Below are 20,779 nucleotides of genomic sequence, written 5' to 3'. Positions count from 1 at the left end.
ATGTCCTTATCCCCCTCTACTGCGATTTATCGCGTAGAATAATGTTATCCCAGACCGATTTTGGGGTATCAATAAATCCTTGCGATAACGTGCCGGGCGAGTGTTTAGCCTGTTTTATCAGGGTGAGCGCCTCTTCATATTTGGCAAAATCGACGTTAACGCTAAGGCTAGTTAAGCCCCAGAATAAAATATCATTACTATTGGTTAAACCTAGCGTAATCGCTTGTTCAACCAAATGATGACATTGCAAAATAATACCATTAGCAAGCGGCAACCCTTGCTGGCTTGCTGGTTTTGTGCGGCTATTTGCCCAGGCAATAACCAGCGTTTGTGTCAGCTTTAAATGCGTTAATGAGTCAACTAACGCACGGCTCCAGTTAGTATCAATTACCTCATCGTTAATCGCAACGGGGTAAGGCGTTAATAGGCCTTGATGAATAGAAGGATAATAATAGCCTTCAATGGCAGATAATTGCGCTGATAGCCCGTTTTGGGTTTCAAGAGTGGCAACCTGTTGTAACAGTTCCAGCCGAAAGGGTTCAAAAAAAGGGTAAAAAGGCAGTTGTGCGCTATCCGCTATTTTATCGCCAATCGCAACCAGCTTTTCAGCCAGCGCTTTGGGCGCTAGCTCAGTTATAATAACCGCACAGAGATAGCGCTTTGGCCATAAACACTCTAGCGAAGCTTGCGCAGTAATATCGGTTATTATGGCCTTTTCAAGATACTTGGCAGGCTCGGCAAGGGTAATTAAGGTTGGGCAGACCTTTGGGTCATGGGATAAGTCGCTACGTAGCACATTGGCGATATTTTTTTCACCAACCGTGTTACGTAATGAGCGCTGTGAAAGCGGACTTTCATCTTGTAACGCCACCAAATTATCTACCAATAAGTAGCGGTACTTAAAATAGTGTTCATAAGCATTTAATTTATTTAACATCTTAGCTTATCTCTGCACACGGCTTAATCGATAATTCACTGCTTTTAAGCTCTAACTCATCAGGTTGCAATGTCGCCGGCCCCATTTTTTGCAGCGCTGCCGCTTTTATGGTGACATTAGCCGATGTGCCCAGCTCTATTCCAGAAGGATCCACTTTAATATAGGCGCCATCACTAATGAGTACTATCTCTTTACTCGCTGTAATGGTAATACTGCCGTCTACACTGTCAATCGTCACATCTTGCTTGGCGGCGATAGCCATGGCGTCGTTTTGGGCTTGCAGTTCGACTTGACCTTGGTTAGCCAGTAGCTTAATGCCCGCTTTATGGGCAAAGATGCCGACTGCCTCAGATGAGGCTAAGGTGATGTTTTTTAGCGCGCTAATATCAGTTTGCTGCTCACTGGTTAGGCTGATGCTGTTGCCGCTGGAGAGCTGGATATTTTCATCACTGGTTAAGCCAATACCGGCTGGTGCGTAAGCAATCATGCCCGCTTCGGTTAACTGGTTGAGTGCGCTTTGTAGCTGCTGTTGACTGTCGATATCAGCGGGGTGCGCCTGCGCGGTATTCGCAGCATGTTGTAGCGCTTTGGCAATCGATAAGGCGTTTTCAAGCTGGCTAATCGCGCCTTGCATATCGAGCTGCTGACCTTGCGCTTGTGGCTCGCTTTGTGCGGTTAGGTATAAACCTTTGTTCGCGCTAATGGCGCCCCATTCGTCGGTGCGTAGCTCAAAGCCGGCACCGCGTTGCTCTCTGTTTTGGTTAACTAAGTGGCCGAGATTAAGCTGGCTTTTGCCGTACTCGGTGGCCAGTTTAATATGCTCTTGCCCGCGTTTATCATCCATGCGCAGTTTGTTGTTGGCTGGCGTTCGCAGCACATTGCGGTGTTTATTGATAGTCGTGACAGGGTCAGGATGTGTGCTGTCATGCATGGCATGGGCGATATACGGTCTATCTGGGTTACTATCGGTAAAGGCGATAGCCACCTCGGTACCATCGATTAAGGGGAAGTGAAAACCATAAGTGTCACCAGCATACGGCTTTGCCAGCCTCACCCATAGGCTCTCTTCACCGCTGCGCCAGGTTTTTAAATCAAAATCAAATTTAACTCGGTAGCGCCCCATGGTGTCAATATAACCATAGGTGTCATTATCAGGACTGGTCACCCGCGCCGGCAGCGTGCAGGTCACTTGCGGCCATGGTAACGGTGCCGGGCGATACGGTTTTAGTACGTTATACGGCATAGCGGTAAACTTAACGTGATAGGCCTCGCTGCGGTCACCATAGCACTCGGTCGCTAAAATCACTATCCCTTCACTGATGCCGTTGATTGGGCTGCCGCTAATGATGAGGCGTTGCCCTGGGGCTAAGTGGTAGTCATTAGCGTTACCGTGAATAATAATCTGTTCGCTAATCTGCTGCTGATGGCGGATTTTGGCATACCAACTGCCGCTTTCAATAATGTTGTCATCGCCTTTACGTTTAAAGTGCTCACCATAGCGGTAATCGGTGCCGGCGGTGGTAACCTCTTTAGGTTGTGAGTTTATTTGTGCGTGAAGGTCGGCTGGTGCTTCTCGATAATTATAATCATTTACCTTCACCTGACGCGCTACGCTTTTGCTGGCAAATTGTAAATCCCACACGCTATCACGGGCGTTATCCGCCATGCCACTCGGTTGCGTGTAACCAAGACTGCCGACGTCCTCAAAACCCTGTTCGTAATCACTTAATACTAATACATCACAGTTATGTTCGGCGTGGCTTTCAAAGCGTAACCAAATACCGACATCGGCCAGTAAACGCTGTATAAACGCCAGGTCGCTCTCTTGCCATTGCGTGATAAACTCCCGGGCTGGGTAGCTATCTTTTAACGCTAAGCGGTAATCGACGCCAGTAAAACCATGGCGGCGCAGCACCTCTTCCACTACGCTGACCACACTTTGGTTTTGGTAAATGGCGCTATAATGGTCATTCGCAAATAGCGCCAGCCGTGGCTGCAGTACCAGCCGATAATGCGCTTCATCTTTATTGACCGATAGCTGAGCAAACTCAGTCACCACGCCATATAAGGTGCGCGGCATTGCTGGTTTATCGAGTGAGCTAATGTGCGTCACCTGCGTTAGCAAGTTGGGGACTAAGAAGCTAAACTGGGCTGGCTGGTTAAGCACGCTATCGATAGATATATGCGGGTCAAGGCTCGTGACGGTGATCTCGTAACGCCAAGGCTGATTGAGGGCTTCATTACCGTGTACCGATAGGACCGAGAGCGCGGATGATAAGCCGGAAAGTGTCAGTGCGTACTTATTATGTTGCTGGGTGCTAAGTGCGTTGGTAAGTGGATCTAATGCAGTATCAAGACCGCTGGCCATGGGGTAACTCCTTTTATCTTTATTCTGTTTTTATTATTGCTTTATTCCATTACGATTACATTTTTAAAGCAAAAACGTAAAACAGTAAAATTACGATATTTTGCCCCAATTGGCAACTCTTTATTTTAGTTAGACAATGACTTAGTAACGCTACTGAGTAAGCGAACAGCGCAACACATTTTGCGCATAGCGCCCATCAAGCCATGCAATAACCAACAAATAAAAAGAAACGCGAAGTTAGCGTTTGGTGATTAAATAAATACCACGCCGCGTTTAAACGACTGAAATTTGCACATAAAAAAGCCCAATACAAGGTACTGGGCTTTGGCGTTAAGCATGAGCGTTACCTTTTGTCGTTTTGAGATTGATTTGACAGCTTATAACAAAACGGGTAATGCTCTCTTAGCTAGATTTAATCAGTGCTATACAGATAATATAAAGCATCAATCGTTATATCGTCTGCCGCTTCAATCGAGCCTGATAGGTTATTGACCATTGTGGCTCTGCCTGTGATTGTTCCGTCTTCATTAAGGTCTTTGCCTATATTAAGCGCTCCACCACTAAATATTGTACCGTCTGTGTTATTGAGCATCGTTAATGCAAGGTTCATATTTTTAGCTGATTTGATTTTACCGCTATTATTAATTTGCTCAGCACCTATCGTTAAATCGCCTTTGGCTTCAATGGTGCCTGATTGATTGTTGATTGATTGGGCTTTGCCTTCCACCGTTTCACTGGTAGAAACTAGTTCACCATATTCATTGATATAAAAGTGATATTCTAGATAATTGCCAATATTGAGCACCCCACCACTAGATATTTTGCCATTATCATAGTTATTAAGTTTATTTACCGCGATGTTTAGTGCTTTATCTGCTTCTATTGTGCCACGATTAACCATTTCGCCTTCATTAACACCGTTATCGTTGAGAATAGACATATCTGTTGATAACATAATCTCACCATGTGATTTTAATCCGCCATTGTTATACAAATTTTGGGCTAAAATAAACAGTTCAGTATCCATAGTGATATTACCGTCATTATTAAATGTGCCATCAACTAAATATTGACCAGTATTACCTGTAATATATCCTCTATTGTTAAAATTCTGGGTTTCAAAGTCAGTGTATCTATCTGCTGCAATCTGACCCGCATTAACAATATTATTGTCACCGTAAAAATAGATGTCCTTAGCTTTTATTTTAGATGTGTTGTATATATCACCCCTTGAAGATATTTGGAAGCTTCCCTCAACATTAATAGAACCGCTATTATTAACCACCTTCTCGCTAATCATTCGAACAGTATCAGTATATATGCTAGGGTCTGTCAAAACTTCAATGTTTCCTTTATTATTAATACCTTGTTTTCCTTCAAGGGTAAAAAATCCACCATTACCTAAAATGTGAATATCACCTTCATTAACAATTTCACCGCTGGTCACTAGGGATGTATAACTATGTATGCTATTATAGTCAACATAATAATCTTCTTCGCTTTGTATAGTACTTTCATCATATAAAGTAGCGTTAGAGTCGCTATTAGTTGTCTGCGTGGTTGTTCGCTTAGCTGAAATATTTTTATTTTCGGTATTTTGTAAATTTTCTTCATCTGGATAATGTTTAACATAAATTTGACCTGTGTTAGTGATTTTACCAGTGGCAGCTATCTTGATAAAAGTCTCATATTCAGAGGGATCATGTGATGCCGATAAAGCACCCGCGTTACGTACACCCACGCCTGTCTCGGTACTTGTTAGTGTGATTTTATTAGCATACATTCCACCTAAAGCAGCAACATCAATCGCTAGCTGTGGTTTTTCATCATCGCTATAAATTTTGTCGACAGATACATTGTCATAAGAAGCATCATCATAAACCCTTATATAATGCGTGACCTTATTTTTACCGGCAACGACCATCATTTGATTAGCGTGTATTTGACCATTAATATTTACTGTGCGAGCAATTAAACCAGTATAATCTTGTTCACGGCTATCAAATTCACCATTAATGGTAATATTACCTTGCTCAACGCGGTAACCTTGTAGTGTGCCATCCTCACCGAAAATAGCGCTACCGGTAGTCAGGGTTGCTCTATCGGCATTAATAAAACCGCAGCCATTACAAGTAATCCCCGCTGCATTAGCGATAACGACTTGGGCTTTTTGCCCTGCAACTTCGATTTTACCGTTCAGTTGGCTGGCATTGGCTGAGTTAATCTCATTTAAAATAACCTTAGCGCCGCCAGAATTAGCTAAGTTACTATTACCGGCAATATTGCCGCCTAGCTGGGTGTTTGATGATTGCGCGCTGTTATTTAAAATTACGCCTTCTCGTGACACATCAAATTGGTTGTATTTATTGTGTGAAACGCCTGCTTTATTGGCTTCTTGAATATTGACTACCGTTGGGCCATTTGGACGCTCGATAATGATCGGGCGCTGTGACTGCCCAGCGCTATTGTCACTAATAATGGTGCTAGCCTGACTTTGGGTTACGATGCTCACCATACCCAGTGCCACAAAGGTTAAAAAGCTGAGCGGTTTTAACGCGGCGGTCACTTTACCACTGCTAGCTGTGCGGGTGGCTTTTTGGCTGCTACGCCCTTCACCTTGGTGACGCTTAACGATTTCCGCTACCACCATCATAATGCCGCGTGCTTTGTTAAAAATAATGCGATAAAAATGTTTATTCATAGTTGATTCCGTTTGTTTATTGATTTATCCGTTTAGGGATATCTTATTTGTGGGTAGTGCTATTACCCTGATTTTGCCAGCGTAATAACACTGACTATAGTAAGCCTAAGGCAGCAGCCTTAGGCTTAAATCTTTGCCGTTTATAAATCAATAAGCTAGTCACTAGCTCTAGCTAACCTAATGATTTTATCTAGATGTTTTCGTTAAATTTACTATTAATTTACAAAGGTGCGAATTTTATTACAAAAATGACTTAAATTGCAACAATTTTACAATTATTAATTTGATTGGTTTGCAGACAAAAATATGCCAAGGATTGGGCGGTTATTTTTAAAGATAATAGCTAACCTCTTGCTAATCTGTAATAAGCAAGAGACTAGAGATCAACCCTGAATTAGTTAGGCTGAACAATATACGCATATTATGAGCCTTATGAAAACTAACGGTATTAACTAAGATGATATAGTGACGTAAACTATGGTACTATAACCAGCAATCACTATGTTGGCAGCAATATCATGAGGGGAAAATGGCGTCATTAAAAGATGTGGCAAAACTTGCACAAGTGTCATTAATGACAGTGTCTAGAGCAATTAATACCCCTGATAAACTCAATAAAGATACTTATAAAAAAGTCAAGCATGCCATCGATCAGCTAAATTACGTGCCAGACGTATCGGCCTTAAAAATTAGAGGTGACCGTAAAGTACCACAACTAATCGGCGTACTTGCTTTAGACACCGCAACCACCCCTTTCTCTGTTGAGTTATTGCAAGCCATTGAAAAAACTGCTCAGGCGCATCAATGCAATACATTAATTGTTAACTTATTTGATGACCACGATGCCGAGCGAGCCATCAATACCCTTCTTTCTTATCGACCTACGGGTATTATTTTTACCTCGATGGGCTTTAGGCAAATAACTATCCCAGCAAAACTACATAATCAATCGCTGGTACTTGCTAACTGTGTTAGCGCTGACACCTCGGCTGCTAGCTATGTTCCTGATGATTATCAAGGGCAATATCAGGCGATGGCTCATGTTATTGCCCAAGGTTATAAAAAGCCGTTATGTATTTACTTATCATTAAATACCCTTGCGGGGAAAATTCGGCGTCAAGCCGTTGAACAAGCTTGGCGAGATCATGATTTATTATTAGAGGATTTAACCTCATATCACTTAAACCTTGATCTCGGCGATGAACACTATCTTGATACCATAACGATTATTAATCGCTATTTTAAACATCGTTCTGCCGATTTTGATGTGATTATATGCGGTAATGATCGAATTGCCTTACTCGTCTATCAAGTATTACTCGGATTGGGCTATAAAATACCGCAGCAAGTGGCGGTATTAGGCTATGATAATATGGTCGGTATTGGCGAATTGTTTTACCCTCCATTGACTACCGTACAATTACCACACTACCAAATTGGTGAACAAGCGGCACTGCATATTATTAATAAGGTAAAAGATAAGCAACAGTATAAAATAGATTGTCCATTATTAGTAAGACAATCTATTTAAATTGATAGTTATATTTACATTATCGCTATTTTTTAAAAAAGGTATTGAAAGCGGCTCCTTCCGCTTTAGCAATAATCACCATGTTTTTCATCACGAGCTCGCATTGACCAAAAAATAAACTTGATGATTACATTTATGGTTACCTATTTATACTGTTTAAATGCCAATAGTTTATTTTTTCAATAAACAACTCGCCATTTTCAGCAAATAAAAAGATGGTTCGCTCATTATGAGTAGGGTATATACGACTACTTAGTACCGCTTGATCTTCATTCACAAAGATTTCAATTGAAGAGTGATCAATAAATATACGCAGTGCTAGCTCGTCACCGTCTGGTAAAGCAATACTTCTATAGCCTTGCACGCCTTCACCTGAACGTGAGCGATCGAGTATTAAACGTCTGGCTTGATTATCAATAAAAATTAAAGTTGATTGATTGCCATCTTTAGAAGCGGCTAATGCAAGCCCTGCTCTTTCAGCATTGGTTTTAGTTAAATCAATGTTAACAATAAGCTCACACTGGCTGCTTGCCAACTGTAAATCTTGTACGCCACTTTTTAAGTGTAGCTGTGTAAGTTGTTTGGTGTCACCGCGTAATGATTGAATTTCATGTACCGGTTTACTCAGTACTTTGTTATCAGCAGCTAAAGCGAGCTCTCTTGGTAGTGTTAAAGCTCCGGCCCATTTATCGGCTTTACTTGGCATCGGTGATTCCCACATATCCATCCAGCCAATAGCAATCCGACGACCATCTTTTGCGACTAATGATTGCGGCGCATAAAAATCATGACCATGATCCATCTCGGTAAATTCTTGCTCAATCTTAAAGGAAGCGCCTGGCTGCCAATCACCGACTAAATAACCAGATTGAAAACGATTACGGTATTGATAGCCTTTTGCTTTCATACCTTGCGGAGAGAACATCAAAATATATTTGTTACCTAATGGGAAGAAATCAGGGCACTCCATCATATACACATCAGGATCATCAGTTTTAGCCAATACTTGCTCAAATTGCCAATGGCGTAAATCATCTGCGCTATAGAGTAAAACTTGACCAACATCATCTTTATCACGCGCCCCAACAACCATAAACCATCGGTTATCTTGTCGCCAAACTTTAGGATCGCGAAAATGCATAATGCCATCTGGTGGCGTTAAGATGATTCCTTGCTTGTCAAAGTTAACACCATCATTACTAATAGCGAGGCATTGAACTTCACGGATCGCACTGTCATCACCCGGCTCTTTTAACCATACATGTCCGGTGTAAATTAATGCAAGGACACCATTATCATCGACAGCCGATCCCGAAAAACAGCCATCTAGGTCATAATCTTCGGATGGCGCGAGTGCGATAGGTAAGTGCTGCCAATGAACTAAATCGTCACTGACGACATGACCCCAATGCATGGGTCCCCAATTTTCATTGTAAGGATAATGCTGAAAAAAGACATGATACTTACCATTAAAATAAACCAATCCATTGGGATCATTTATCCAACCAGCCTTTGCGGCAATATGATAACTTGGATAATAGCGATCTTTTACCTGTTTAGCTAAATCTTCAACAGCTTGATTACCTTTAGTAAGTAACGCTTTCATTAACAACTCCTCCAATGACTAATTTTAATTGCTTATCCCCTTTAAGTAGGAAAGCCGCGATTAACATAAATACGCCAGTTATACAGCCCATTATCATATAGGTATCAGCAAAACCTATTTGGTCATAACCATAACCGGCTAATGGTGCTAAAAAGCTGGCGCAAACTTGCGCAACGAACTGGAAACCAACTAGGTACAGTGTTGCCGATAAACGATGATCAAAACGTGTTGAAATAAATTTAAAAATTGCAATTAATAAAATAGGTAGTTCAACTGCGTGCAATAATTTCATCGCAGAGATTAATATTGGTCCTTCAACAGCACCAGAGCCAATAATACGTAAAGTCATAATTGCACCACTTAATAACAAACTATTTTTTGCGCCGATTCGATTAACTAAAAATGGCGCTAATGCCATCCCGCCCGCTTCAAGAAAAACTTGTAATGAGTTTAAAAAGCCATACATCCTATTGCCTTCTTGCTGCGTTGCGAATTGGTGAGAAAAATAGACCGAGAATTGTTGGTCATAGACGTTATACATACTGACACCAACAACAAAAATGACTAGTGCCCAAAACTGCGAAAGCTTTAATAATCCAAGCGCATCACTAATTTGTAATTTACTCACTTTGCCATATTCAAGTTGCCCCATCGCATCAATTTTGGCAACTTTAATAAAGCCAAGAAGAATCAGGAAAACTACCGCCGAACTTGATGCAATGATAAAATTAATATCCGGGTTGATATTAATAATTGTGCCCGCTAGCGCGGTAGCCGCTGCCCAGCCAAGTGATCCCCACATTCTCGCGCGTCCATATTCAAAACCAGCAATACGACTAACCCGTTCGATATAGGATTCGAGTGCGCCAATACCAGAGAAGAAAGTCGCGCCAACATACACCCCCCCTAATGCAGCACCTAAAATAATATTATATTTTAGTGTCGGCGCATAAACGAAGATGAAGAACGGCCCCGATCCCAATAATAAAAACCCAATTAGCCATAATAGATTTTTCTTTAAACCTAATTTATCTTGAATAAAACCATATAAAGGCTGCAAACATAAAGCAACAATAGAGATAGCAGAAAAAATAATCCCGGTATCCATACCCGTTAAGCCAAGGGTTTGCTCAAGCCAAATCGAAATAAGCGAGAAAGATGAAGACCAGGTAAAAAAGAAAAAGAAAAATAATCCACTAAGTAAAAAATAATACTGTCTACTCGACTTTTTCATAATAATTAAACCTTCAAAGACCTATTAACTTCCTTATGTTAACGTTAACTAATAAAATTCATACTTTTTGATGTAAATAATGTGATGTTAATCACGAAAGTTAACGTTAACATTAGCTAATTGTGATCGACCTAACATAAAATAAACTCAATGATTATTTTACTTTCATACAATCGTTGTGTGATTATCACTAACTATAAGAATTAAACTATGCAAAAGACGAAAATTTGGTGTTTAGGTGATGCTGTTGTTGATTTACTACCGTTAGAAAATAAACGCTACCAAGCCTGTGCCGGAGGCGCTCCAGCTAATGTTGCAATTGGGATTGCAAAGCTTGGTAATTGTGCCGGATTTATTGGCCGCGTGGGAAATGATCCTTTTGGCCATTTTATGCAAGAGACATTCACCGAATATGGTGTTGATTGTCAATATTTAGAATTTGATCCTAACGTAAAAACCAGTACCGTATTGGTTGATTTAGCCAAAAATGGCGAACGGAGTTTTACATTTTTAGTTTCACCTTCCGCTGACCAGTTTTTATCACAAGACGCAATTCCGGCCTTTGGAGCCGATATTTTACATTTTTGTTCGCTTGCCTTAGTCGGAAAAACCTGCCGAACAACATTAGCCAATGCCATAGCCAAGCTAAAATTAAGCAATGGTAAGATTAGCTTTGATATTAATCTACGAGAACAGATGTGGGATGATAAACAGGAGATGCGCGAAATTATTAATCAATTTGCTAAGTGTGCTGATATTTTAAAATTATCTGACGAAGAGTTATTTTGGCTTACCGAAAGCCAAGATTGGGCTATCGCATTGGCTAAATTAGATGAACTATATCCTGCTAGCTTAAAAATTATCACTAAAGGCAGCGAAGGTAGTATTGTGGTGTGGAAAAACCATCAATATCACTATTTAGCCTATAAGGTTAATAGTATTGATACTACTGGCGCTGGCGATGCGTTTGTAGCTGGTTTGCTCAGTAGTATTGCAATCAACGGTTTGCCCGATAATATTGCCATGATTGATACCATGATTTCAATTGCCAGCGCGTGCGGAGCATTAGCAACGACGAAGAAAGGCGCATTAACTGCGCTACCTGATAATAATTACTTGCAACAATTTATTAGTGACAATAAGACTCTTGATGGTCGATTAATCGGTCAATAAACAGCTAGCCACTCAATATCTACTCTCTTTCTCTATAGCCTTATTGTTTATATCTGATGCGGTATTCTTAGTCTACTGATGAGGAAAACCGCTATTATAAACCACTTACCGTCTATTGATATTTTCTCTATTTTATTAAATTTTACAATTAGTTACTGAATTCAATATTTAATTTTATATTGTCATATCGTTGTCATAATCGTTCTATATTATTGTTAACGTAACATAAATAATGTAATCAAACCAATGGAGTAGATATGAAAAATCAACTGATACTTTCCACTATTATTTCATCATTATTTGTTCTTTCTTCAGCAGCGCTTGCTGATGTTAATATTACCGGTGCTGGCGCCTCTTTTCCTGCACCAATTTATGCTAAATGGGCGGATTCATACCACAAAGCAACCGGCGTTAAAGTAAATTATCAATCGATTGGCTCTTCGGGTGGGGTTAAACAAATTAATGCCAATACTGTTGATTTTGGTGCCAGCGATGCGCCTTTATCTGATAGTGAACTGAAGGAACAAGGTCTATTCCAATTTCCAACTGTCATCGGAGGCATTGTTATCGCAATTAATGTACCCGGAATTACATCTGGTGACTTAGTGCTTGACGGTGTAGCACTCGGTGATATTTATCTAGGTAAAATAACTAAATGGAATGATGCGGCAATTGCTAAATTAAATCCGAATATAGCCTTGCCCAATCAAGCAATAAATGTAATAAGACGTGCTGATGGATCGGGAACCTCATTTGTTTTTACCACCTATTTAAGTAAAGTCAATAATAGTTGGCAAAATCAAATTGGCATAGGCACTACAGTAAAATGGCCGGTTGGGATTGGTGGAAAAGGTAATGATGGCGTAGCGGCTTTTATTCAACGTTTGCCTGGCTCAATTGGTTATGTTGAATATGCTTATGCCAAACAAAATAACTTAGCTTACACTAAGCTATATTCAGCAGATAACACCGTAGTTACTCCATCTGAATCAAGTTTTAGCGCCGCGGCTGAAAAGGCTAACTGGAGTGAGACATTTGCGCAGGACTTAACCAATCGGCAAGGTCAAAATGCGTGGCCAATCACCTCAACAACCTTTATTTTAGTTCATCAATCGCAGTCGGATGCAATTAAAGGTAAAAACGTATTACAATTTTTTGATTGGGCTTATAAAGATGGTGCCGAGCAAGCGATCAATCTCGACTATGCCGTGTTGCCAGATGGCGTTATCAGACAAATAAAGACCGCATGGTCAGCCAATATTATTGATAAAAATGGTAAACCAGTTTATTAATTACGTTGCCTAAGGCGATATATATCGCCTTGTTTACTTGAACTCGCTAAATAGAATTCAACACGATGATAAAAATTAAACAAACAAAAAAAGTACCATCTAAATGGGGCGATATTATTTTTGATAGCCTTGTTAGAGGTTCTGGAATTTTGGTGCTACTGCTATTAAGTGGTATTATTTTATCTTTAATCATTAGTGCTTGGCCGAGTCTCAGCCAATATGGGTTGTCTTTTTTATGGCATAAAGAGTGGGATGTGCCCGCTGAACAATTTGGTGCCTTAGTCCCTATTTATGGCACAATTGTCACCTCCATTATTGCATTATTAATCGCTGTCCCTGTAAGTTTTGGGATTGCACTATTTTTGACGGAACTATCACCTAGCTGGCTTAAAAGACCGTTAGGTATCGCAATTGAATTATTGGCAGCGATCCCAAGTATTGTTTATGGTATGTGGGGCTTATTTGTATTCGCGCCATTTTTTGCGACCTATTTTCAAATTCCGATGAATGATATTTTTGCTAATGTTCCATTTATCAACCTATTCTTTACAGGGCCAGCTTTTGGCATCGGTATTTTAGCCGCTGGGTTGATTTTATCGATTATGATTATTCCTTACATTGCCTCGGTCATGCGTGACGTCTTTGAACAAACCCCTATTTTGATGAAAGAAGCCGCTTACGGAGTTGGCTGTACTACGTGGGAGTGTATTCGCTATGTCGTATTACCTTACACAAAAAACGGTGTCATTGGTGGTATTATGTTAGGCTTAGGCAGAGCATTAGGTGAAACAATGGCTATAACCTTTATTATTGGTAATACTTACCAGCTTGATAGCTTATCACTCTTCATGCCAGGCAATAGCATCACATCAGCCATTGCTAACGAATTTGCTGAAGCCGCACCCGGCCTCCATACTGCGGCATTAATGGAGCTTGGCCTGATATTATTTGCAATTACCTTTATTGTGCTTGCTTGCTCAAAATTACTCATTGCGAGATTGAATAAAAAAGAAGGTCAAGCATGATGAATAATGCACCTAGCCGTAATCGATTGCAAAATTGGCGTAGAGTAAAAAATAAAGTTGCGATCACCTTATCATTACTGACGATGGCCTTCGGTCTATTTTGGTTAGTTTGGATTTTATTTTCCACCTTTGAAAAAGGGTTAGGCGGCTTATCGCTCGATGTTTTTACCGAAATGACGCCACCACCAAACACGGATGGAGGCGGACTTGCTAACGCAATTATGGGCAGCATACTACTTATTGTCTGGGCAACGGTGATCGGTACCCCTATTGGAATTTTAGCGGGTGTTTATCTTGCCGAGTACGGTAAAAAAGGCTTACTTGCGAATATTATTCGGTTTATTAATGATATTTTACTCTCCGCCCCTTCAATAATTATTGGCTTATTTGTCTACATGCTTGTGGTGGTCTATATGGGGCACTTTTCTGGCTGGGCGGGTATTATTGCATTAGCGCTTATTCAGCTGCCGATTATTGTCAGAACAACCGAAAATATGTTGCTTCTGATCCCAAACACACTGCGTGAGGCGGCTTATGCATTAGGTACACCTCGTTGGCGAGTAATTCTTAAAATCACTTTGAAAGCATCTTTATCTGGCATAGTAACTGGCGTACTACTGGCAATCGCTAGAATTGCGGGTGAAACGGCGCCCCTATTGTTTACGGCCTTATCAAACCAATTTTGGAGCCTTGATTTATCTCACCCTATCGCTAATTTACCCGTCACTATATTTAAATTTGCCATGAGTCCATTTATTGAATGGCAGCAGTTAGCATGGGCGGGAGTATTACTGATTACGCTATTTGTATTGTGCTTAAATATTCTGGCAAGGGTGCTATTTAGGCGAAAAACCAAATAAACAAATTAATCGAGATAATTAGGATTCACTATGGTATCAAATGCAACGACAAAAATTGAAGTAAGTAATCTTAACTTTTACTACGATAAATTTCAGGCTTTAAAAAATATCTCAATTGATATTAAAGCCAATAATGTTACTGCTTTTATCGGTCCTTCTGGCTGCGGTAAATCAACCTTATTGCGTACCTTTAATAAAATGTACCAACTTTATCCTGAGCAACATGCTACCGGTGAAATATTATTAAATGGCCTTAATATTTTGACTGATAATCGTGATATTTCTTTATTAAGGGCGCAAGTCGGCATGGTTTTTCAAAAACCGACACCCTTCCCAATGTCAATTTATGACAATATCGCTTTTGGTATTAAGCTATTTGAAAAGCTATCTCGTGTTGAAATGGATGAGCGCGTTGAGTGGGCGTTGACTAAAGCGGCGCTATGGTTTGAGGTAAAAGATAAGCTGAATCAGAGTGGTTATAGTTTATCTGGTGGTCAACAACAACGCCTTTGCATTGCAAGAGGCATCGCTATTCGACCTGAAGTACTGTTGCTTGATGAGCCATGCTCAGCACTTGATCCTATCTCAACAGGTAGAATTGAAGAGCTCATAACCGAACTGAAATCAGATTATACTGTTTTAATTGTCACCCATAATATGCAACAAGCGGCAAGATGTTCAGATTCAACTGCATTTATGTATTTGGGTGAATTAATTGAGTATGGCAAAACCGATGATGTGTTTACTTCTCCGCGCAAGAAGCAAACCGAAGATTATATAACAGGGCGCTACGGCTAACATTATTAGTCAATTAATTTTAATTACATCTAATATTACATTGGCATAAAAATTAAGAGGGTGTTATGGATTATTTAGGTAAACATATTTCGGGACAATTTGATGCTGAGCTTGCGCATATTCGTACTCAAATTATGGTCATGGGTGGCGTGGTTGAAAAACAGTTGAGTGATGCAATTAGTACCCTACTCAACCACGATGAAAACTTAGCTGAACAAGTGATAAAAAACGATCAAAAAGTGAATAAGTTAGAAGTTGAAATTGATGAGGCCTGTGTCAAAATTATTGCTAAGCGGCAACCCACGGCAAGTGATTTACGTTTAATTATCGTTATTATTAAAGCGATAACTGAACTAGAACGTATTGGTGACTCAGCTAAAGATATTTGCCAGATTGCCAAACAAAGCTTTACTCAGGAGCAGCAAGATATCCTGACAGGTCTTGATGCAATGAGCCATAATGTGATCTTAATGCTACATGATGTGTTAGATGCTTTTACACGAATGGATCTCAATGAGGCCGTACGTGTTTATAAAGAAGATAAGCGTATTAATCAAAATTATGAGATGGTGATCCGTCAACATATGACATTTATGATGGAAGATCCTCGCTCTATACCGAATATTATTACGGCATTAAACTGCGCTAGATCAATTTTGCGCATTAGCTCCCGCTGTCAAAATATTAGTGAGCTAATTTTTTATTTTATTAAAGGGCAAGATTTTAGGCACGTTGGTGACGATGTTATAGAAACCCTACTCAATAAATAATATCCATGTAAAGCTTGAAACTACCACATATCGCCTACATATTAAAATATTGTTACTGTGATATTGGATGTATATATGTATAAATTTATCGAAAAACTAGTTAATCCCTACCCTGACTCAACACCAGAAATTGCACAAAAAGGGTTGTTTTCGTTTATTTGGCAAGCGACCAAAGGTTCTCGTTTCTTTATCATGTTACTGATCCTATTTACCGCAACCACTGGCGCTTTTGAGGCATTTTTATTTGCGATGATGGGTAAAATGGTCGATTGGTTAACCGTGATTGCTCCTAGTGAACTTTGGCAAAAGGAAGGTAAAACACTCTTTATTTTAGCGGCAATTATTATTGCCAGCACGTTATTAGTTGCCGCCCAAACTATTATTAAACACCAAGCACTGGCCGGTAATTTTCCAATGCGCTTACGCTGGAACTTACATCGTCTGGTATTGAATCAAAGTATGCGTTTTTTTCAAGATGAATTTGCGGGTCGAGTAGCCGCTAAAGTCATGCAAACTTCATTAGCTGTGAGAGATACCTGCTTTTTAATCGCCGATATTCTGGTTTTTGCAGTGATCTATTTTATAACGATGTCTGCTGTTTTATCGGGCTTTGACCTTTGGTTTTTGTTACCGTTTGCGGCATGGTTAACCTGCTATATTGTCGCTTTGGTTTATTTTGTGCCAAGACTAGGTAAAGTAGCCAGATTACAAGCCGATGCACGTTCACTGATGACGGGAAGAATTACTGACGCTTATACAAATATAATGACAGTAAAACTATTTTCTCATGCAGGCAATGAAGCAAGTTACGCGAAAGAATCAATGAATGGTTTTTTAGTAACCGTTAACCAACAGATGAGATTAGTCAGTAGTTTTGAAATTATTAATCATTTACTTAATATCGGCCTAATACTGAGCACCGCGGGCATTGCATTGCTCTTATGGACTGATTCGCTGGTGGGGATTGGGGCAATTGCCGCAGCCACTGCGATGGCATTAAGACTCAATGGTTTATCTCATTGGATTATGTGGGAAATGACAGCACTATTTGAAAATATCGGTATCGTACAAGACGGTATTAATACTTTTTCAGCCGTGCAAGCCGTACAAGATAAACCTGGTGCGACAGAATTAACTGTCAAACAAGGCAAAATTACCTTTAATGACGTTATCTTTAATTACGCTAATCATAAAAATGACGCGATTATTAAAAATATGCAACTTACGATTAAACCGGGTGAAAAAATTGGTTTAGTCGGTCGCTCTGGAGCAGGTAAATCAACATTAATAAATCTATTATTACGCATGTATGATGTTACAAGCGGTCAAATACTGATCGATGATCAAGATATCGCTGGAGTGACTCAAGATAGTTTACGCGCTCAAATTGGGATGGTCACACAAGATACCTCATTACTCCACCGCTCGGTACGAGAAAACCTACTTTATGGTAAGCCGGCGGCAACTGATGAACAAATGCGCGATGCCGCTCGGCAAGCCGAAGCGGAGGAGTTTATTTTATCGCTTAAAGATGCTAAAGGTCGTAGCGGTTATGATGCCTTTGTTGGCGAACGCGGTATTAAACTGTCAGGTGGACAGCGACAACGTATTGCCATCGCGCGAGTCATGATAAAAAATGCGCCAATTTTGCTATTAGATGAAGCAACCAGTGCTCTCGATTCCGAAGTCGAAATCGCAATTCAAGATAGCCTATATAAACTAATGCAAGATAAAACGGTTATTGCCATCGCACACCGTTTATCCACTATTGCGGCAATGGATCGTTTAATCGTATTAGACAAGGGTAAAATAATTGAACAAGGATCGCACCAAGAGTTATTAGCTCAAAACGGCCTGTATGCTCAGCTCTGGAAGCACCAAAGCGGTGGTTTTTTGGGAGATGAGTGAAGTTCTGTTTATTAACTAACCTCAGTTTCGTTTAAGGAAAAAAATAAAAAAGGGAACTATTCATTTGAAAACGGATAAAATTGAATAACAACGGGAATGTCCACACCTTTTCATACAAAAAAATTAAGGGGTACTTGTTTGCTAAATTTAACGGGAGGCAAATAGCCTAACGAAGAATGTAACCGCTTATTGTTATACCAATAAGCATATGCAGCAAATGCTTGTCGTAGCATAGTTGTTGTCATAAATTCTTCATCTTTTACAAACTCCGTTTTAATCGTCTTAAATGTGGCTTCCGCAACAGCATTATCGTAAGGACAGCCTTTTTTACTTAATGAACGTTGAATATTAAACGTCTTAAAACAATCATCGAGTAGCTGATTGTCAAATTCTTTCCCTCGGTCTGAATGGAATAAATTTAGGCTTGATAATGGCTGTTTAATTTGACTTAATGCTGACATCACTAAGTCTGCTGTTTTATGCTTACCAACGCTGTAGCCACTAATTTGTCTATTAGATAAATTCAATAAAACACATAAATAATTCCAGCGTTGATCAACCCGAATATAGGTCAAGTCAGCAACAATCACCTGTCTTTTATCTCCCGCATCAAATTCACGTTGTAAATGATTGGCTGTCGTGGCCTCATTCACCTCTTTATGGTGTGTTTTATACCGTTTAACGGTATACTTTGATGTCAGTAATAACCATTTCATTACTCTAGCAATGTAACGACGAGAAACATGAATACCGTCTTCCTGCAAGGCAAGGCGAATTCGCCGAGTCCCATAGGCGCGGTAACTACGTTTAAAAATAGTTAAAATTTTATCGGCATAATAGACCACCGATTTCTGTTTATTGGCTTTGCACTGATAATAAGCATAATGCCTTGATATTCCTAATTGTTGACATAATGTAACAACACGATAACGATGCCGATTGGCTTTTAGAATATCGATTTTCGTCCCATTATCAGTGCGGCTTGCTTTAGGATATCGTTTTCCATTCGAAGCTGCTTAAGCTCTTTACGTAAAGCGATTAATTCTTTTTCTTCTTGGCTACGGTTATCTTTTGTTTTGAATGAACCACTTTGAGTGGCTTGGGTGATCCAGCGATCTAATGCTGATGGCGTCAAATCATATGCCGCAACTAATTCACTACGAGACTTACCATGCTGATATAAATTAACCATCTGCTGTTTAAAATCAGCATTAAATGTTCGTCTTTCTCGCTTAACTTTATTCATATTTATTTCCTTTTTGGTGGCAAGTTTACCTTACCCCCTAAAAAAGTTGTATGAATTAGTGTAGCCTATCCAAATAATTATGATGTGAGGAATGAGCGTATTCAGGATGCCAATTATAAGCGAGATTTAGAGATCGCCAAATTGAAACGATCTCTATAGATCAGACATTTTATCTAGTAATTTAATCGATTAATCATAACCAGATGATATTTATTAAAATTTAATCAAAATATATTATTTACTATTTATTTTGAATTGATTAATCGTAGATAATGTTAAGGTGATCTTTCAGTTACAAGCAAAAAGGTGAATATTTATTCAATAAAATTCAAATTTAAAAAATTTTCTTGTCATAACTATAAAATACCGCCATAATTAGCGTCGCTTATTTGGCGCGTTGGCAGAGTGGTTATGCAGCGGATTGCAAATCCGCGGACCTCGGTTCGATTCCGGGACGCGCCTCCATTTAATAACAATTAAAGTTATCCATCAAAATCATCATATAAAGACTAATCTAAACTATTTGACGTTTAATTGAGCTATAATCTTCTATTACCTATTAATAAATAAAGAATAATTAAAGTGCTATTTCGGAAAGAATAGCCAGACAAGATTAAAACCGCGTTAGTGCTAGTAGAAAAAGCTTGTAAGGCTATTGAGTTAATTAGCTCTTATCGAGAATATCATCAAAAACACTCTCATCAATATCCGATTGTAGTCGGTTTGAAAGTACTCTAATAAAATCTGCCACAGCTTTTGCTGCCTTTGTCGTGTTTTCACCATAGTTAGAGCTATAAATAATTGAAGTTGGGTTTGTAGACAATATTTTAGAGGTTAATTTTATAGCAAGAGCATCAGCACTTGGTTTTTTCATTTTGAAATCCTCATTTTTATGCGGTTTGTATATTATAAATTCTTGTGCTTACTAGTCAAGAAAGTCTGAACCAAGCATATGACCTTTACTATTAACTTGACTATTTTAAACATAAATCATTCATTTTTGCGACAAAAGTAGTATAGCGTTAATGTTTAACATTTAATCGCCCTATAACTAAAGAGATTACTAACAATAATTATCATACCCGAACAACCTGCTCCCTTATAATTAGGTTTATATTAATTAACAGTGAGTGATTAAATGCAGCAAAAGTTATATCAAGCGAGCTTTTTTAATCCACAAAATCTGTTGATAACTACTTTAGTAACTCGCTTAACTAATTTATTTAAATACTTTTATAGAACTAGCGAAAACATAACCAAGTTAGACTTAGTAAAGCTTATACATACCAAGTCAATGGTTTATACCTATCAAAAGCTTATTTTTTATTAC

General features: G+C 39.4%; 15 protein-coding genes and 1 tRNA gene. 9 read left to right on the top strand and 7 right to left on the bottom strand.

Translation table 11 applies throughout. The features are described from left to right. Positions 1–16: 16 nt before the first annotated feature. The 3 genes from RHO12_01155 to RHO12_01145 form a co-directional block, all read right to left on the bottom strand. Entirely contained in the window at positions 17–937 is a 921-nt protein-coding gene (locus tag RHO12_01155; GenBank protein ID WVD66391.1) for a hypothetical protein, read from the bottom strand. Position 938: 1 nt separating this feature from the next. Beyond that, positions 939–3,305 (bottom strand): type VI secretion system tip protein VgrG, encoded by a 2,367-nt coding sequence (vgrG, locus tag RHO12_01150; protein ID WVD66390.1) that lies wholly within the window; start codon positions 3,303–3,305, stop codon positions 939–941. Between the two features lie 412 nt (positions 3,306–3,717). Continuing rightward, complete coding sequence (locus tag RHO12_01145) at positions 3,718–6,006, bottom strand: filamentous hemagglutinin N-terminal domain-containing protein (protein WVD66389.1); 2,289 nt, start codon at positions 6,004–6,006, stop codon at positions 3,718–3,720. Positions 6,007–6,535: 529 nt separating this feature from the next. Here RHO12_01145 and RHO12_01140 point away from each other — a divergent pair. Next, positions 6,536–7,537, top strand: a complete 1,002-nt coding sequence (locus tag RHO12_01140; GenBank protein ID WVD66388.1) for a LacI family DNA-binding transcriptional regulator — start codon at positions 6,536–6,538, stop codon at positions 7,535–7,537. 139 nt (positions 7,538–7,676) lie between these two features. On the opposite strand, the gene RHO12_01135 is transcribed toward RHO12_01140, so the two are convergent. Next, a complete protein-coding gene (locus RHO12_01135; GenBank protein ID WVD66387.1) occupies positions 7,677–9,143 on the bottom strand; it encodes a glycoside hydrolase family 32 protein in 1,467 nt (488 codons plus the stop codon). Beyond that, positions 9,124–10,377, bottom strand: a complete 1,254-nt coding sequence (locus tag RHO12_01130) for an MFS transporter (protein ID WVD66386.1) — start codon at positions 10,375–10,377, stop codon at positions 9,124–9,126. Before RHO12_01130 ends, RHO12_01135 begins: the two co-directional genes overlap by 20 nt. A 210-nt stretch (positions 10,378–10,587) precedes the next feature. On the opposite strand from RHO12_01130, the gene RHO12_01125 reads away from it, so the two are divergent. The 7 genes from RHO12_01125 (at position 10,588) to RHO12_01095 (ending at position 18,203) form a co-directional block, all read left to right on the top strand. Beyond that, positions 10,588–11,550, top strand: coding sequence for an aminoimidazole riboside kinase (locus RHO12_01125; protein WVD66385.1), 963 nt, complete (start codon positions 10,588–10,590; stop codon positions 11,548–11,550). 257 nt (positions 11,551–11,807) lie between these two features. Beyond that, positions 11,808–12,842, top strand: a complete 1,035-nt coding sequence (pstS, locus tag RHO12_01120) for a phosphate ABC transporter substrate-binding protein PstS (protein WVD66384.1) — start codon at positions 11,808–11,810, stop codon at positions 12,840–12,842. Between the two features lie 65 nt (positions 12,843–12,907). Next, a complete protein-coding gene (pstC, locus tag RHO12_01115; protein WVD66383.1) occupies positions 12,908–13,867 on the top strand; it encodes a phosphate ABC transporter permease PstC in 960 nt (319 codons plus the stop codon). Further along, positions 13,864–14,727, top strand: coding sequence for a phosphate ABC transporter permease PstA (pstA, locus tag RHO12_01110; GenBank protein ID WVD66382.1), 864 nt, complete (start codon positions 13,864–13,866; stop codon positions 14,725–14,727). The genes pstC and pstA overlap by 4 nt, the downstream gene beginning before the upstream one ends. 30 nt (positions 14,728–14,757) lie before the next feature. Continuing rightward, positions 14,758–15,525 (top strand): phosphate ABC transporter ATP-binding protein PstB, encoded by a 768-nt coding sequence (gene pstB, locus RHO12_01105; protein ID WVD66381.1) that lies wholly within the window; start codon positions 14,758–14,760, stop codon positions 15,523–15,525. A 65-nt stretch (positions 15,526–15,590) separates the two neighbouring features. After that, complete coding sequence (gene phoU / locus RHO12_01100) at positions 15,591–16,295, top strand: phosphate signaling complex protein PhoU (GenBank protein ID WVD66380.1); 705 nt, start codon at positions 15,591–15,593, stop codon at positions 16,293–16,295. Between the two features lie 75 nt (positions 16,296–16,370). Then, complete coding sequence (locus RHO12_01095) at positions 16,371–18,203, top strand: ABC transporter ATP-binding protein (protein WVD66379.1); 1,833 nt, start codon at positions 16,371–16,373, stop codon at positions 18,201–18,203. A 110-nt stretch (positions 18,204–18,313) separates the two neighbouring features. Here RHO12_01095 and RHO12_01090 read toward each other — a convergent pair. Next, positions 18,314–19,449, bottom strand: a protein-coding gene (locus RHO12_01090) for an IS3 family transposase (protein ID WVD66378.1) whose coding sequence is annotated in 2 segments (ribosomal slippage) — positions 18,314–19,194 and positions 19,194–19,449 — 1,137 coding nt in all. Because the reading frame shifts where the segments join, the coding sequence is not laid out codon by codon here. A gap of 391 nt (positions 19,450–19,840) precedes the next feature. Between RHO12_01090 and RHO12_01085 the strand changes: the two genes are divergently transcribed. Next, a tRNA-Cys gene (locus tag RHO12_01085) sits at positions 19,841–19,914 on the top strand. A 199-nt stretch (positions 19,915–20,113) separates the two neighbouring features. On the opposite strand, the gene RHO12_01080 is transcribed toward RHO12_01085, so the two are convergent. Then, the gene (locus tag RHO12_01080) at positions 20,114–20,323 is read right to left on the bottom strand and encodes a hypothetical protein (protein ID WVD66377.1); all 210 of its coding nucleotides are present in this window, start codon (positions 20,321–20,323) and stop codon (positions 20,114–20,116) included. Positions 20,324–20,779 lie beyond the last annotated feature (456 nt).

This window comes from Orbaceae bacterium lpD02 (assembly GCA_036251875.1).
GTDB classification, from domain to species: Bacteria; Pseudomonadota; Gammaproteobacteria; order Enterobacterales; family Orbaceae; genus Orbus; species Orbus sturtevantii.
This window is presented reverse-complemented; position numbering and strand designations above follow the sequence as displayed.

Excerpts from the sequence above, each read along its gene's own strand:
- RHO12_01155 (WVD66391.1), bottom strand. The coding sequence starts at position 937 with ATGTTAAATAAATTAAATGCTTATGAACACTATTTTAAGTACCGCTAC.
- vgrG (WVD66390.1), bottom strand. The coding sequence starts at position 3,305 with ATGGCCAGCGGTCTTGATACTGCATTAGATCCACTTACCAACGCACTT.
- RHO12_01145 (WVD66389.1), bottom strand. The coding sequence starts at position 6,006 with ATGAATAAACATTTTTATCGCATTATTTTTAACAAAGCACGCGGCATT.
- RHO12_01140 (WVD66388.1), top strand. The coding sequence starts at position 6,536 with ATGGCGTCATTAAAAGATGTGGCAAAACTTGCACAAGTGTCATTAATG.
- RHO12_01135 (WVD66387.1), bottom strand. The coding sequence starts at position 9,143 with ATGAAAGCGTTACTTACTAAAGGTAATCAAGCTGTTGAAGATTTAGCT.
- RHO12_01130 (WVD66386.1), bottom strand. The coding sequence starts at position 10,377 with ATGAAAAAGTCGAGTAGACAGTATTATTTTTTACTTAGTGGATTATTT.
- RHO12_01125 (WVD66385.1), top strand. The coding sequence starts at position 10,588 with ATGCAAAAGACGAAAATTTGGTGTTTAGGTGATGCTGTTGTTGATTTA.
- pstS (WVD66384.1), top strand. The coding sequence starts at position 11,808 with ATGAAAAATCAACTGATACTTTCCACTATTATTTCATCATTATTTGTT.
- pstC (WVD66383.1), top strand. The coding sequence starts at position 12,908 with ATGATAAAAATTAAACAAACAAAAAAAGTACCATCTAAATGGGGCGAT.
- pstA (WVD66382.1), top strand. The coding sequence starts at position 13,864 with ATGATGAATAATGCACCTAGCCGTAATCGATTGCAAAATTGGCGTAGA.
- pstB (WVD66381.1), top strand. The coding sequence starts at position 14,758 with ATGGTATCAAATGCAACGACAAAAATTGAAGTAAGTAATCTTAACTTT.
- phoU (WVD66380.1), top strand. The coding sequence starts at position 15,591 with ATGGATTATTTAGGTAAACATATTTCGGGACAATTTGATGCTGAGCTT.
- RHO12_01095 (WVD66379.1), top strand. The coding sequence starts at position 16,371 with ATGTATAAATTTATCGAAAAACTAGTTAATCCCTACCCTGACTCAACA.
- RHO12_01080 (WVD66377.1), bottom strand. The coding sequence starts at position 20,323 with ATGAAAAAACCAAGTGCTGATGCTCTTGCTATAAAATTAACCTCTAAA.